The sequence below is a fragment of the Flavobacterium sp. W21_SRS_FM6 genome, assembly GCF_052119645.1.
Classification (GTDB): Bacteria; Pseudomonadota; Gammaproteobacteria; order Enterobacterales; family Alteromonadaceae; genus Paraglaciecola.
The window spans coordinates 1-14,941 of the sequence record NZ_JBGQOM010000005.1; the positions used below are offsets into that span (position 1 = coordinate 1).

The 14,941-nt window shown below is 42.7% G+C and carries 10 protein-coding genes; 6 read left to right on the top strand and 4 right to left on the bottom strand.

From position 1 onward, the window contains the following. Positions 1–300 precede the first annotated feature (300 nt). Both lolD and lolE read left to right on the top strand, forming a co-directional pair. Positions 301–996, top strand: coding sequence for a lipoprotein-releasing ABC transporter ATP-binding protein LolD (lolD, locus tag ACEN2L_RS09720; RefSeq protein WP_306021728.1), 696 nt, complete (start codon positions 301–303; stop codon positions 994–996). Further along, on the top strand, positions 996–2,231 hold the full coding sequence (gene lolE / locus ACEN2L_RS09725; RefSeq protein ID WP_306021729.1) for a lipoprotein-releasing ABC transporter permease subunit LolE: 1,236 nt from the start codon (positions 996–998) through the stop codon (positions 2,229–2,231). The genes lolD and lolE overlap by 1 nt, the downstream gene beginning before the upstream one ends. Before the next feature lie 67 nt (positions 2,232–2,298). Here lolE and ACEN2L_RS09730 read toward each other — a convergent pair whose 3' ends face one another. Continuing rightward, the gene (locus ACEN2L_RS09730; RefSeq protein WP_441743452.1) at positions 2,299–3,636 is read right to left on the bottom strand and encodes a dicarboxylate/amino acid:cation symporter; all 1,338 of its coding nucleotides are present in this window, start codon (positions 3,634–3,636) and stop codon (positions 2,299–2,301) included. Between the two features lie 138 nt (positions 3,637–3,774). Here ACEN2L_RS09730 and ACEN2L_RS09735 point away from each other — a divergent pair, with 138 nt between their 5' ends. Beyond that, positions 3,775–5,970 (top strand): Ig-like domain-containing protein, encoded by a 2,196-nt coding sequence (locus ACEN2L_RS09735; RefSeq protein ID WP_306021731.1) that lies wholly within the window; start codon positions 3,775–3,777, stop codon positions 5,968–5,970. A 51-nt stretch (positions 5,971–6,021) separates the two neighbouring features. Here the strand turns inward: ACEN2L_RS09735 and astB are convergent, their stop codons facing one another. After that, the gene (astB, locus tag ACEN2L_RS09740) at positions 6,022–7,362 is read right to left on the bottom strand and encodes an N-succinylarginine dihydrolase (RefSeq protein WP_441743453.1); all 1,341 of its coding nucleotides are present in this window, start codon (positions 7,360–7,362) and stop codon (positions 6,022–6,024) included. 334 nt (positions 7,363–7,696) lie between these two features. Between astB and topA the strand changes: the two genes are divergently transcribed. The 3 genes from topA (at position 7,697) to ACEN2L_RS09755 (ending at position 13,389) form a co-directional block, all read left to right on the top strand. Continuing rightward, positions 7,697–10,336, top strand: coding sequence for a type I DNA topoisomerase (gene topA, locus ACEN2L_RS09745; protein WP_306021733.1), 2,640 nt, complete (start codon positions 7,697–7,699; stop codon positions 10,334–10,336). An 81-nt stretch (positions 10,337–10,417) separates the two neighbouring features. Next, on the top strand, positions 10,418–10,972 hold the full coding sequence (locus ACEN2L_RS09750) for a DUF2058 domain-containing protein (protein WP_441743454.1): 555 nt from the start codon (positions 10,418–10,420) through the stop codon (positions 10,970–10,972). Between the two features lie 260 nt (positions 10,973–11,232). Further along, positions 11,233–13,389 carry an exonuclease domain-containing protein gene (locus ACEN2L_RS09755; protein ID WP_441743455.1) on the top strand — a complete coding sequence of 719 codons (2,157 nt, stop codon included), beginning with the start codon at positions 11,233–11,235 and terminating at the stop codon, positions 13,387–13,389. On the opposite strand, the gene ACEN2L_RS09760 is transcribed toward ACEN2L_RS09755, so the two are convergent. Together ACEN2L_RS09760 and ACEN2L_RS09765 are read right to left on the bottom strand one after the other, a co-directional pair. Further along, complete coding sequence (locus ACEN2L_RS09760) at positions 13,379–13,810, bottom strand: hypothetical protein (protein ID WP_306021736.1); 432 nt, start codon at positions 13,808–13,810, stop codon at positions 13,379–13,381. The genes ACEN2L_RS09755 and ACEN2L_RS09760 overlap by 11 nt on opposite strands. Positions 13,811–13,854: 44 nt before the next feature. After that, on the bottom strand, positions 13,855–14,895 hold the full coding sequence (locus tag ACEN2L_RS09765; RefSeq protein WP_441743456.1) for a DUF1028 domain-containing protein: 1,041 nt from the start codon (positions 14,893–14,895) through the stop codon (positions 13,855–13,857). Between the last annotated feature and the right edge of the window lie 46 nt (positions 14,896–14,941).

Sequence of the window (14,941 nt, forward strand, 5' to 3'; positions counted from 1 at the left end):
GAGTGGTAGTTCAGTTGGTTAGAATACCGGCCTGTCACGCCGGGGGTCGCGGGTTCAAGTCCCGTCCACTCCGCCAATAAATAGTCGACTTAGTCAGATTTCGTTTCTATCTCATCGTTCTATTCTTATAGTTTATTCCTTTTATCTTCCTCATAATTTTTTTACTTTAGTTCTCAATAGTTTGTGTTTTTACCGCTCGATAAATTGGTATGATAGGCACAAATACTAACTACGAAGATGGTGTTCGATCGCACCTAGCGAAAACAAAACGCATCTTCGTTTGGGGATACCATCACTGTTATGAGTGAATTACTCAAATGCTCACATTTAAATAAAATATTTAATGAGGGGGCAAATCAAGTTCAAGTGCTTAAAGACGTGAGTTTTACTATCAATAAAGCTGAACAAGTGGCTATTGTTGGCAGTTCTGGCTCCGGAAAGAGTACCTTATTACATTTGTTGGGTGCGCTAGATAAACCTACCAGTGGCCACGTATGGTTTGAACAACAGGATATTTTTAAGTTTACCGCTAACCAACAAGCTCAGTTTCGTAATGAGTCATTGGGCTTTGTTTATCAGTTTCATCATTTATTACCTGAATTTACCGCTTTAGAAAATGTGGCAATGCCACTATTGATTGCAAAACAATCAGTGAAATATGCTGAGCAAGAAGCCATGGCAATTTTGACTAAGGTGGGTTTACACCACCGTGCGAAACATAAACCCGCAGAGTTATCGGGTGGTGAAAGGCAACGCGTAGCCATTGCCCGCGCTTTGGTTAATAAACCCAGTTTGGTACTGGCGGATGAACCCACAGGTAATTTGGATCATAAAACTGGTGAGGGTATTTATCATTTACTTCGTGAACTGCAATCGCAGTTAAAAACCAGTTTTGTGGTGGTGACGCATGATACTGAACTTGCTAGTAAATTAGATCGCTCCATGAGTTTAATTGACGGTGTTTTACAAAATACATTGCCACTGGGATCAGACTAATGCCTTTAGTGTTAAGTTTAGCTTGGCGCTTTAGAAGCAATAAAAGACAAAATGGCTTTATTTCATTTATTTCTGCTTCGTCGACAGTGGGTATTGGTTTAGGTTGTTTTGTACTCATTTTATTGTTATCCGTCATGAACGGCTTTGAACGAGAGTTACAGGACCGTTTATTGTCGATTATTCCTCATGGTGAGTATACCGCTGTAGATGCAGAAGGTCTGGCCAATTGGCCAGAAGAAATTCGCAAGCTGTCCAAGGACTCTCGAATAAGTTTTATTGAGCCTTTTGTTAAAGCGACTGGCATGTTGCAAAAAGGTAATGAACTTAAAGCGGTAGAAATGTCAGCGCTAAGTCCTGATTTTGCCGAGCAAAATAACAAGGTCACCCATGTCACAGATGAGCAGTGGCATGACTTTTTACGCAATGAAAATGCGGTGCTCTTGGGGCAGGGGATTTTGGCTCATCTGAACGTAAAAGTGGGCGATAAAGTCCAACTACTCCTGCCACAAATATCGGAAGATTTAAGCTTAAAGGCGCCAAAGTCTTTGTGGTTAGTTATTGCTGGTAGCCTAAATTTTGCAGGTGAATTAAGCAATCATATTGGTTTAATGCATATGTCCTTGGCGGCCGATACCTTAGGGGTTAAAAATGGCGCGCAAGGAATACGCTTGCGTTTTACCGATCCTTTTGCCGCCCCGCAGATCGTGCCTGAACTTGGCTTCAAAATGGAGCCTGAAGTGTATATGTCGGATTGGACTCGTACCGAAGGTAATTTGTATCAAGATATCCAGTTAGTACGCAGTGTCGTGTATATCGCGCTGATCTTAGTGATTGCGGTCGCCTGTTTTAATATCGTTTCTACCTTAGTGATGGCGGTTAACGAGAAACAAAGTGAAATTGCCATGCTTAAAAGTATGGGCGCGAAAGATTCATTGATTATTCAAACCTTTATGTTGCAAGGTTTATTAAACGGTGCGATTGGCACCCTATGGGGCGTGATTTTAGGGGTGTTGATGGCTTCTAATTTGGCGCAAGTCGCTCATTTTTTTGAAACCTTGTTTACTATTAAATTTTTATCTGGCGACGTATACTTTATTGATTTCTTGCCCTCTGAACTGCATTGGAACGAAGTGTTTATGACGGCCAGCATTGCTTTATTACTTAGTTTTCTAGCCACGCTTTATCCTGCTATAAAAGCAGCAAAAATTAATCCAGCAGAAGTATTGGGGCATTAAAACAAAAAAGAGCGCCTACTAGGCGCTCTCTGTTCAATTTAAAAGACCCGAAATCACGGTTTGCTAACTAGGCAATGTCTTCGTATTTAAGCCCTGCTTTAGGGTTGTTATATACTGCAACATCCAATTCTTTTTCACTTTTTGCAACCACACAAGATACCACACAATCCCCCGTGACATTAACAGCGGTACGGGTCATATCTAACAGGCGGTCAACACCAATAATCAGCGCGATACCTTCAACGGGTAAGTTAACTTGTTGTAGAACCATAGCTAACATCAATAAGCCAACGCCAGGCACGCCTGCGGTGCCGATAGATGCTAAGGTTGCTGTTAAAATAACCATGAGAAAATCAGACACACTCAGGTCCACATTATAGACTTGAGCGATAAATACGGTCGCGACGCCCTGCATGATAGCAGTGCCATCCATATTAATGGTTGAGCCTAAAGATAAGGTAAAAGACGCTACTGAATTTTTAACACCGAGCTTCTTGTTAGCCGTTTCAATGGTCACTGGTAAGGTGGCACTGCTGCTAGCCGTACTAAAGGCAAAGAGTGCGGTATCACGCATTTTTTTCAATAAAATAAGGGGGTTGAGACCGCTTAATAGCTTTAGCAAAATAGGGTAGGTTACCAGCGCATGCACAAATAAAACGAACAACACTAAGAAGAAATATACCGTCAAGCCTTGGAAGGTTTTAAAGTCAGTGGTGGCCGCAAGTTTGGCCATTAAGGCAAATACACCGTAGGGCGCTAGGTTCATTACGATTGTCACAATTCGCATAATGACTTCATTTAAATCATCGAAAAAAGTACGTAACCTTTCGCCACTTGCACCTTTGATCATTGCTAGAGCAACACCAAAAAACGCAGCAAATACAATAATTTGTAGCATGTTGCCCTGAGCCATTGCGTCGATAGGATTAGATGGCATCATGTCAATAATAACTTGACCTAAAGAGGGCGCTTGTTTTGCAGTAAAGTTAGCATCAGTTGCTAAATTAATGCCACTACCAGGTTGGACAATGAGCGCTGCAATTATGGCAAGCGTGATGGCTATCGCGGTGGTTGTGATGTACAAACCGACCGCCTTTCCTCCTAAACGTCCTAATTTACTGGGATCACTTAGACTGGCTGTGCCGCACACCAACGATACAAATACTAAGGGAACAACTAGCATTTTCAGCGCTTTAATAAACAAGGTTCCAACAACGGTAAATATACCCTCTACTAAAAAGGTATACGTAGAAAACTCGGTGTCGAATACACTAAACGAAAAATCTCCGCTATCATCACTTATCCATTGTAAAAAACCACCTATGGCGATTCCGACTAACATGCCGATAAAGATTCGAGCGGTTAGACCTAATTTGTGATGGGGAGTTGTGGGGGCTTTAGTCATAGCATTCCTGATTTTATTATTAGTATTTACAACGATTGAACAGACCGCAGGGCATAGACTAGCAAGTTTGTTGAATAAGCTGAACAATAAAAGTGAGTAGTGGTGTCACTTTACCTAAAATGTGTGCAAGGACTTTATATGATGTTACGAGTAAAAACGCTAATTAGCGCTGTGTTTCTTTTAGGCTTAGTTGCTTGCGGTGGAGGCGCTGGTGGTGGCATAGAACGTGAAAATACCGGCGGTGGAACCGGTACCGGAGGGGGAACCCCTACCTCAGAACTCAGTATCGTTCTTGCTCTTACTGATGCTGCTGGTGAAACGTCTAAGCAACTTGCGAGCGATAATCCGCTTACGCTAACCGCAACGGTTAAAGATAGTAGCGGTAATTTAGTTGGTGATACCCTTGTAACCTTCAGTTTTACGCCCAGCGGTTTAGCTGATTTTAGCAACGATGCAGGTACTGCCACAACCGGCACATCAGGTACCGCGACAATCGGTTTAACGGTTGGCAATAATTCGGGTGCAGGAAGTGTTGTTGCAACCTTAGTAAGTGGTGAGAGTGCATCAATTACGTTTGATTCAACTGGGATAACCCAACAAAACGAACAGCCTGCGTCGTTAGATTTCTTTGCGAGCTCTATTCAATTAGCGTCAAGTGGGTCTGATGTGGTTGAGTTAATCGCTTTAGTAAAAAACGTAGATAACGTTTTAATGGAAGGTATCGAAGTAACGTTTTCTGCTAATCAAGGTGCATCCCTTGCCATTTTACAAGGCACTACCGCTGCTGATGGCTTGGCTCGTGCCACCTTGTCTACACAAAATAACAAAGAAAATCGTGTCATTAATGTCACGGCAAAAACAGCTAATTTACCCACTCAAACGCTAGATATTGCTGTTGTTGGTACACAAATTAATATTAACGGTTCATCTTCAGCCATCATCAATGACCCCGTACCTTTGACCATAAGTGTGGTGGACTCGGATGGTAAGGGTATTGCTAATCAACAGGTTTCATTGACAGCACTTAATGGTGTATTAAGCAACGCAAGTCCAACTACATCCACCTCAGGTCAGGTCACCGTTAATTATTCTGCCAGCAGCGCAGGAGACGATGTTATCACTGCCGTTGCATTAAATGCCCAAGGCACTTTCGACATGACAGTGCAGCAAGATGATTTTTCATTCACCACTGTGCCTGATGCGGAAGTTGAACTAGGCACAATGGCCACTTTAGCCGTGACCTGGTTAAAAAATGGCGCGGTGTATCCTAATGGCAGTGTGACCTTAACGTCATCTAGGGGTAATATCACCAGTAATACGGTGTTAACAAATAATTTAGGTGTCGCTGAGTTTACCATCGAGTCAGATAATGCCGGTTTTGCCTCAGTGTCGGCAACGGGGGTTGATAGCGATAATGCACAAGTGAGTGCGCGTGCTGAGGTTGAGTTTATCGCTACGGACGCAGACAGCATTATTGTGGATGCGACGCCTGATTCAATTGCACCAAGTGGCCAAACTAGCACCATTATCGCGGTGGTTCGCGATCCAAATGGTAATTTAATTAAAGGCAAAACCATTAACTTTTTGGTTGATGATGTCAGCGGAGGCACCATCTCGCCTAATCAAGCTACGACGGATCGCAGCGGCATTGCATCAACGGTTTATACCTCAAACGCAGTGAGTAGTTTTGAAGCGGTAAAAGTGTACGCAACCGTGGATGACGAACAAACCGTATCGAGCTTTACCTTGCTTACCGTTGGCGATAGAGCCTTTGATATCTCGATTGGCACAGGGCGTTTGATTGAGGCCCCAGAGCAATCATCCTATTCAAAAGAGTTTTCGGTATTTGTTACCGATCCGGATTCTAACCCTGTGGCAAACGCTAATATGACCTTTTCAGCACCACCGGTTAAATTTATCGATGGTGGGGTGTATCGCAAAGGCGTGTGGGTATGGGATGCTGATGCAGAAATTTACCGTAATGATATTTTCTTTGTCGACTGTCCAAATGAAGATGTCAATGGTGATGGAATATTAAATAGTGGTGAAGATACCAATGGTGATGGTTTACTGACCCCTGGTAATGTGGCTGCGATTAGCTCAACAGGTACTACAGACGCAAATGGTCAAACTCTGGTCAATGTACTTTACGCCAAGCAATTTGGTGGCTGGACTGAAGTGGATATTAGTGTAAAAGCTGAGTCAGCGGGAAGTGAATCAAAAGAAAGTCAGCGCTTTAATCTACCGGTGTCTACTGAAGACTTAACTAACGAAGGATCACCTCCCCCTCATAGTCCTTATGGTCAGCAGCTCAATTGCAATAACAATTTATAAGGTCATTTAGTTAAGAGCCCAGTCATTGCACTGGGCTTTTTACTCTATAAACTATACAGTTTGAAATGGATAAACCGAGCCTAATTTCAATAACTGACTTAGCTCATCAAGTGCGGTTCTCGATTCAATTAATAACTGAGGATCACGTAAGTCATCGATTAGTAATTGGTCGCGGTAATGTTTATCCACCCAATTATTTAAACGTTCAAACAAAGCATCATTCATGATGGTGCTTTGATTCACCGCAGCACACTCTTGCTCGGTCATCGCCACTCGTAAACGCAGGCAAGCAGGGCCACCGCCATTACGCATACTCTGTTTGACGTCAAAATATTTCACTTCTTGAATAGGGGTGTTCAAGGTAACTAATTTATTCAGATATGCGGCAACTGCCGGGTTTTCTTCACATTCAGATGGGGCAATAATCGCCATTGAGCCATTTGGTAAGGTTATGATTTGGGTATTAAACAAGTAGCTTTTTATCGCGTCTTGTAAACTCACGTCTTGCTCATCAACACGAATAAAATGCAGTTCATTATCGCCAAATTTACGTTTGATTTCATCTAATGCCGACGCGGTCTGATGAAAAGCCAACTCGTGGTAAAACAATACATTTTGGTTACCAACTGAAATCACATCGTTGTGAAATACCCCTTGATCAATTACCTCAGGGTTTTGCAGTACGTAAACTACTTTCTCGTCACGTAAACCATGCAAACGGGCTACCGCTTGGCTGGCTTCAAAGGTTTGCCTGGCAGGATATTTTTTAGGAGCAGGCTTGCTATTATCAAAGGCATGACGTCCATAAACAAAAATTTCAACCCCAGTTTCACCGTATTCAGAACATAAACGCGTATGGTTTGCTGCACCTTCATCACCAAAGTGTTCGTTGTCAGGTAAGTGTTGATGGTGAGCGAAATGTTTTGGATCGTTGAAAATCGCTTTTAATATATTGCCAGTTACTTGAGGCTCAAGTGAGCGATGAAATTTATTGGTCAAATTAGCAGGAGTAAAATGGACTTTTTGATCATGGGTATCAGCACTGGGTGATACCGTTGCTGCATTCGCCGTCCACATGCTTGAAGCAGAACAACAGGCTTGAAAAATAGCAGGCGCCTGTTTGGCGGCGTGACTGAGAACCTGTGCATCTGTTCCACTGAAGCCTAAACGACGCAGTGCATACACGTCAGGACGTTCTTGTGGCGCCAGAACCCCCTGAACCATGCCAAGGTCAGCTAGGGCCTTCATTTTCTTTAAACCTTGCTTAGCGGCTTGTTTAGGGCTACTTACGGCGCTCGCATTATTTAAAGATGCCACATTGCCGTAAGACAAACCTGCATAATTGTGAGTAGGTCCTACTAAGCCATCAAAATTCACTTCAAACTGTTTCATCTTTACCTCTTATTTTTATGCATGCTGGATAACACGGTACTGTCTATTTGAGATTTTTACATTGTTGTTGGCCTAAGAAACAGGACTAAAAACGTAAGATAGGCGCGAATGGCTGGGCATTATACTGCTTTTAAGTGAACTGCCAACTTTGTGCTTGCAAATTTTCGCCGCATTAGTCAGTGTAAAAAAAAGAAAATCAGATAACTATGAAGAAGAACTTGTTTTCTATTCACTTTGTAGATATATGTTAAAAAGCATTTTCCAACGACAAACCCTATTTATGGTATGTTTAGTGGATTTAAACCTATAAAAATCAAAAGGTTAACACCAATATATGGCAAAGTCTCTAGTCATTGTCGAGTCTCCGGCAAAGGCAAAAACAATTAATAAATATCTCGGCAATAATTTTATTGTGACATCCAGCGTCGGCCATGTTCGAGACCTCCCAACCAAGGCTTTGGGTAAAGTTGCGCCTAAAAAACCAGCAAGTGTGCTAAAAACCTTGTCTGAAAAAAAGCGTGAAGAATATTTACGACAATACGAATATCAGAAACTTGTCGACCGCATGGGCGTCGACCCAAAAGATAATTGGCATGCGCATTACGAAGTACTCAGCGGCAAAGAAAAAGTAGTTAATGACCTTAAAAAATTAGCAAAAAATGCTGATACTATTTATCTCGCAACGGATTTGGATAGAGAAGGAGAGGCTATTGCTTGGCACTTGCAGGAAATTATTAATGATCCCAGTAAAGATTTTCAGCGAGTGGTATTCAACGAAATTACCAAAAATGCCATCCAAGATGCATTTTCACACCCAGGAAAAGTCAATATAGAGCGCGTAAACGCGCAACAAGCGAGGCGTTTTTTAGATCGCGTTGTGGGTTTTATGGTCTCGCCATTGTTGTGGAAGAAAGTCGCCCGCGGTTTGTCGGCTGGCCGAGTACAGTCAGTGGCAGTGCGTTTAGTTGTAGAGCGTGAGCGGGAAATAAAAGCATTTGTTCCTGAAGAGTTTTGGGACTTGCATGCTGATCTACTGACTGCAAAAACCACTGACTTGCGCATGCAAGTAGTGAAATATTTAAAAGAAAATTTTAAACCATTGAATAAAGCTCAGGCTGAAAAAGCTCAAAACGATCTGCAAAATGCAGAGTTTAAAGTGGTCAGCCGTGAATCAAAACCTACCCAAAGTCGACCCTCTGCGCCCTTTATTACTTCTACCTTACAGCAGGCCGCCAGTACACGTTTAGGCTTTGGAGTTAAAAAGACCATGATGATGGCTCAGCGCTTATATGAAGCGGGCCACATTACTTATATGCGAACTGATTCAACCAATTTAAGTGCTGAAGCCGTTGAAAGTTGTCGCAGTTATATAAGTGAAAATTTTGGTGAGAAATATTTACCAAAAAGTCCCCTCGGTTATGGCAGTAAAGAAGGTGCTCAAGAGGCACACGAAGCCATTCGGCCATCAAATGTTGTGGTAAAGGCTGAGTCATTAACCACCATGGAGAGAGATGCTCAACGTTTGTATGAATTAATTTGGCGTCAGTTTGTCGCATGTCAAATGGTTGCAGCGCAATACGATGCTAGCACCATTCGAGTTGCAGCAAATGACTATGAATTAACCGCTAAAGGTCGAGTGTTAAAATTTGACGGTTGGACTCGTGTTCAAACGCAAGTACGCAAAAAAGGTGACGAAGATTTACTTTTACCTGATGTAAAAGAAGGTGAGTCGTTGAAACTTAAAGCGCTCGATCCTAAACAACATTTTACCAAGCCTGTAGCGCGCTTCAATGAGGCTTCATTAGTTAAAGAACTTGAAAAGCGTGGCATTGGTCGACCTTCTACTTATGCGAGTATTATTTCTACGATTCAAGATCGTGGCTATGTTCGTCAAGACACCAAACGCTTCTATGCTGAAAAGATGGGGGAAATTGTTAATGATCGACTTATGGAAAATTTTGACGATCTAATCTCCTATGATTTTACCGCCAAGATGGAACAACAACTCGACGATATTGCAACAGGGAAGGCGCCATGGAAAGGCGTGTTAGACGAATTTTATACTGATTTTGAGCAAAAACTGCATCAGGCTGAATTGCCGGTAGAAGAGGGCGGCATGCGCCTTAATCAAGCCGTACCAACGATCATTGAGTGCAAGTTATGTAGCCGCCCGATGAACGTCCGTACAGCCAGTACGGGTGTGTTTTTAGGCTGCTCAGGTTACAACTTACCACCAAAAGAAAAGTGTACGGGTACCATGAACTTGGTATCTGGTGATGACGTAGTTAAAGTGGACGACGAAGAAGAATTAGAAACTGAACTGTTAAGAGCAAAACGCCGCTGTGGTATTTGCGGAACGGCAATGGACAGTTACTTGGTTGATGAAGGCCGCAAGTTGCACGTGTGTGGCAACACGCCTACATGCGAAGGCGTATATGTTGAAGAAGGTACCTTCAAAATCAAAGGCTATGAAGGACCACTGTTAGAGTGTGACAAGTGCGGCGCTAACATGGAATTGAAAAATGGTCGTTTTGGTAAGTACTTTGGCTGTACCAATGAAGAGTGTAAAAATACGCGGAAATTACTGCGAAATGGTGAAGCCGCGCCACCCAAGGAAGATCCTGTTGATTTACCAGAGTTAATTTGCGAAAAATCAGATGCACATTTTGTATTACGTGATGGTGCAGCTGGGATCTTTTTAGCGGCTCATAATTTTCCAAAGTCACGGGAAACCCGTGCGCCTTTTGTTCATGAGTTAGCAAGATTTAGAGACAGACTATCTGAAAAATTCTATTACCTGGCTGACGCGCCAGCAAAAGATCCCGATGGTAATGCAACCTTAGTGCGCTACAGTCGTAAAACGAAACAACAGTATGTCATGTCAGAAAATGCAGAGGGCAAGGCTACCGGGTGGTCTTCATGGTATGACGGTAAAAAATGGAAAGCGGAAGACAAACGTAAAAAGTCATCTTAAGATAATCGAATTAGTTGAGAATCTCACCATGCTCGATAGCTCTGCTATCGGGCTTTTTTATGAATAACGCTGGTAATAAAAATGGCACTATCACTACAAGAACAGTTGCTTAAAGCAGGTTTAACCGATAAAAAAAAGGTTAAACAAGTTAAGCAGCAAAAACACAAACAAGCCAAAGCTCAGCAACGCCACAAAGTTGTCGAAAGTGACGAAGCTAAGTTAGCTGCCGCAGAAGCAATCGAAGCTAAAAAAGCCAAAGATCGTGAACTCAATCAACAAACAAAACTTGAGGCTGAAAAGAAGGCCATTGTCGCGCAAATAAAGCAGTTGATAGAGGTAAACAAACAGCCAAGAGGCAAAGCGGATGTCGTGTGCAATTTTACTGACGGTACGCTCATAAAACGCATGTATGTCGGTACAGAGACTCAAAAACACATCTCACAAGGTAAACTTGCCATCGTAAAATATGAACAAGCTTACGAATTAGTACCCATGCCGGTGGCCGATAAAATAGCGGAACGTGATCCTTTGGTGGTGGTTTATCGCTCCGATATGATCAGTGCTGAAGATCAAAAGAGCAGTGAAGACGATGATTGGTATGCTGATTATCAAATTCCGGATGATCTAAACTGGTAGTCGATTAGGTGCGTCGACTACGTGCTAGGGGTCTTGACCGACATGTATGTGAGTATATGTCGGTTTTTTATTAAGTCCTAAAACATGTCTGAGTTTATTTTCTCGTTTTGTAAGCCCTTTTTAACTTGATCCTGCTGATATTTATACTGTATAAACCACTGTATAAAACGGCTAACTTACCTGCAAAAAAATCGAGTGTTTTTTCAGCAAAGTCAGCTGCCCGTGTTTACCGCAAAACAGATAATTAGCTTGAGATACCTGTGCGCACATTACCTACGAAATATTACCTAGATCATTTCAACGAATTTATTGCCTACATTGAGCAATATTGCCTAGATTTACTGACTGATGTTCATGTCGATTTTATTAAAAAAGTACACGCTTTAGAGCACGACACCTTATGCATGTTAGTTCGAGTTATTAACCGCCGGGGTGCAATCCTTGATCGTTATAAACTCAAGTACGAGGAAATTAATGACAACCAAGGTCAAATTGATCATTTAGTCAACGCAAAATTCTTACGACCTTTAAATCAAGCTGACTATGCAAAGTGGCTCGATACCTTGAGCAAAGTCCAATTAACAAATTGTTTGACTAAGCAACTCAATATGAGTTTTCCTGCCTCGTATACAAAACCGCAATTAATTAAATTAGCGCTTGAAAATCCGCAGCTTGAATCGGTTATTACCTCATCTCTCGCACTGTCGTTTAGGGTGAAATGTTTTACTGAAACTTGGCACTATTTACTTTTTTTATATTTTGGTGAGCTAAGCAGTGGCTTAGATAAGTTTTCAATGCGGGATATGGGCGTGTTAAAAACACGAGACAACAAAGGGGAATTGACCGCCCGTTTCACTCAGCGAGTAGACGCTTTGGATGCGTTTATTTACGCACAAAAATTGCAGGCCAGCAAAAGCGAGCCAATCCAGCAGCCTGATATTATCTTGTGGGCAAAGCGTGCAGTATTGCCACCTCGTGGTGAAATAGCGCAGCGTTTCGCGGACGCTTTATTTTATGAATTGGGGAAGCGTCTATTAAAAGACGATGTGGAATCTGCTCTAGGGTTTTTCAGTCAGTCACAATTGAGTAAAGCACGAGAAAAGTACCTACGAGAAAAGTATAAATTGGGTGCTAAAGAAGAGGTTAAACAGGATTTAGAGCGGATTTTACACGAAAGTAAAGATGCTAAATTGTGCGCTTTTGCCGAGGACTTTTATCAGCGTAAATATCAACAGGCAAAGGTCAGCAAGTTAACCCAGCTGTTACGCGAAAGTACTCAGCAAATCTGGCTTGATGAAATATTTCGCGACAGTCCAGAAAAGGGGGTTAAAGCGTATTATCAGCAACGAAATATGGTAGCAATTCGTACAGAGAATCGACTATTTACGAGTTTGTTTGGCTTGTTTTTTTGGACTGAATTATTTCAAAAAGATGAGCAAGCCATTGCTTGTGAATTCGACCGACGTCCTGCATCGGTGCGTGAAAACCGCATATATGCCACCCTAGGCCCTTTACTTGAGAGCAAGTTACCGTTACTGAATGAACCCCAAAAAGCTCTGAGTTACTTGGCTAAAGTAGCGGCGCAATATTATGGACAACCTAATGGTATGTTTCGCTGGCATAGCAAATTATTAGCGATATTGAGCCAGTTTTTATTCGCTGCTCCGCCTGCTGCTGTGATAGCTCAATTACGTGCCATGGCAAAAGACTATGCCCAGTACAAAGACGGGTATCCGGATATAATGATCATTGATAATGGCCAGTTGCGTTTTGAAGAAGTAAAAGCACAAGGGGATGTTATCAGGCCTAATCAATTGGTGACGATGAAAGCGTTGCAGCAAGCGGGCTTTGATGTGGCTATTTGCCGGGTAAATTGGGCCGTCGATCCTCAGCAAGCTTATGTGGTCATCGATGTTGAAACAACGGGTGGCAAGACTGGTGGTCATCGTATTACTGAGATTGGCGCGGTTAAGGTGGTGGATGGCGAGGTGGTTGATAGCTGGTCTAGCTTAGTTAACCCACAGCGCCATATTCCTAAATTTATTACCCAGCTAACGGGTATCAGTAACGACATGGTAGCGGATGCCCCCTTATTTTGTGAGGTAGTTGATGAACTTGAATGCTTTATGCAAGGCGCTATTTTTGTCGCACATAACGTAAACTTTGATTATGGTTTTTTTAAATTAGAATATGAACGACTTGCTAGACCTTTTAGTATGCCCAAAATGTGCACCGTACGTGAAATGCGAAAGCATTTTCCGGGTAAGGCATCTTATTCATTAGGAAAACTGTGCCGGGAGTTGGATATCGAATTAACCAATCATCATAGGGCATTGGCAGATGCTAGGGCTGCGGCGGAATTATTAATTATGATTAATCAAGCAAAACAGCAGGCGTTTGAATCTCTTACGGAATAGGCCTTGTGGCGAGTGTCAACTGCCGTTCAATATAGTCAAAACATTCTGCTTTAGTGGTGAAGCTTTTTTGCGTCACACTGGTGTTAATAGCAGATGTTTTTCTAACATTATCAACTTGGCTTACTAGTAAAGATGAATTAATTTGGAATGCCGACACGACACAGCCTTTTTGTAAGGCGTACTTGTGAAGTTCTACAGACAAATGTTTTGCTTCAGGTGTAAGCGCTTCGCATAAACGAAAGTCGCCGTAATGGCCCCATTTGTCTTTGCCTAAATTATCGATCAGGGAGCAAAAATCATGGTTATAACGCCGAGAAAAACTTTCACCGATTGCACCTTGGATCACGGCACAAATAATGCCGTTCTCAATACTGAGTTCATAACTGCCATATTTATCTCGATAATGCAGATGAGTGTACATGCTTGATGTTGACCTTTGTTATTTCATTCACCTTAGATAAGGGTTTATTTAACTGCAAGTATTCTGTTAATTATCTTAGGATCATCAGGTAACAATTCAGAAGCCGGTAAGCGCGGAACCAATGTTTTCCATGCTGGGTGTAAAGCAAAAGCCTTTTTAAACAGCGGTAGACTCTCTTCTACTCGGTCAACTGCTGCAAGTGTAGCGGCATGCCAAAAAATCGCTTCGTGGTTGTCAGGCATCATGCTTTCAGCAGTTGCGTAGGCCGCTAGGGCTTCATCTATTTTGCCTAAGGTCATGAAGTCATCGCCCTCAGTCATTTTGCTGTAAGTGCGCGACACGTGTAATAATCGGCTTAGCTCGCTAATAGGATCAGCGTTATCTTCAACTCGTAAATCTACGAGTCTGCCTTGCCAAACAGGCGTGCCTTTTTCTCCTTCTACCACTAGCATCGCTGCTGATTGTTTCCCTCGAATATCACCACCTTCTTGCTGTGCTGCTTGCAAAGCTGCCATCATACGCCCAGCTAGGTCTTCGTTTGCATTAGCGGTAAAGGCCGCCGCCATGGCAGCACACACCGTGTCTTTTTCCATTAAATTAGCCTGCACAGTGAAGTCTTCCCCTACGAGATGACAATGAGCGGTGATGGCAAGCTCGCCCGTATGTACGGCTGTGTTTCCTTTGGCGTCTATCATGCCAATTTGACGAACATTTTTATGTTCATCCTTAGCTAATAAAGATGTAAGAGTTTGTGGGGCGGTGTTGCCTGATTCCATCATTGCTAAACCAAGTGGTCCATAGCTCACCTCAATAAAGCTCTGGGTCGCGACTGCACCGACGCCAGGTTGGGCCCAAATTACATCTGCTCCCACTGAAAACCAATGAGATTGCACCGCCGCACCTAATTGGCCGCTTGCTGGATCGCGGGCGACGATTGAATAGGTATGGGCTGGACGCAAAGGAAGGTTAGGGCGCTGATAAACTTCAGACGCATCCGGCTGGGCCAAGGCCGCATGGTGTGTCATAGCGGCACTTGCTGCTAAGCCAAAAAGGGTAATAACTCGCAAAGTACGACTATGTATCATCAACTTGTTCATCCTATTTTTTAGGGTTAAGCACCATTAATTCTCA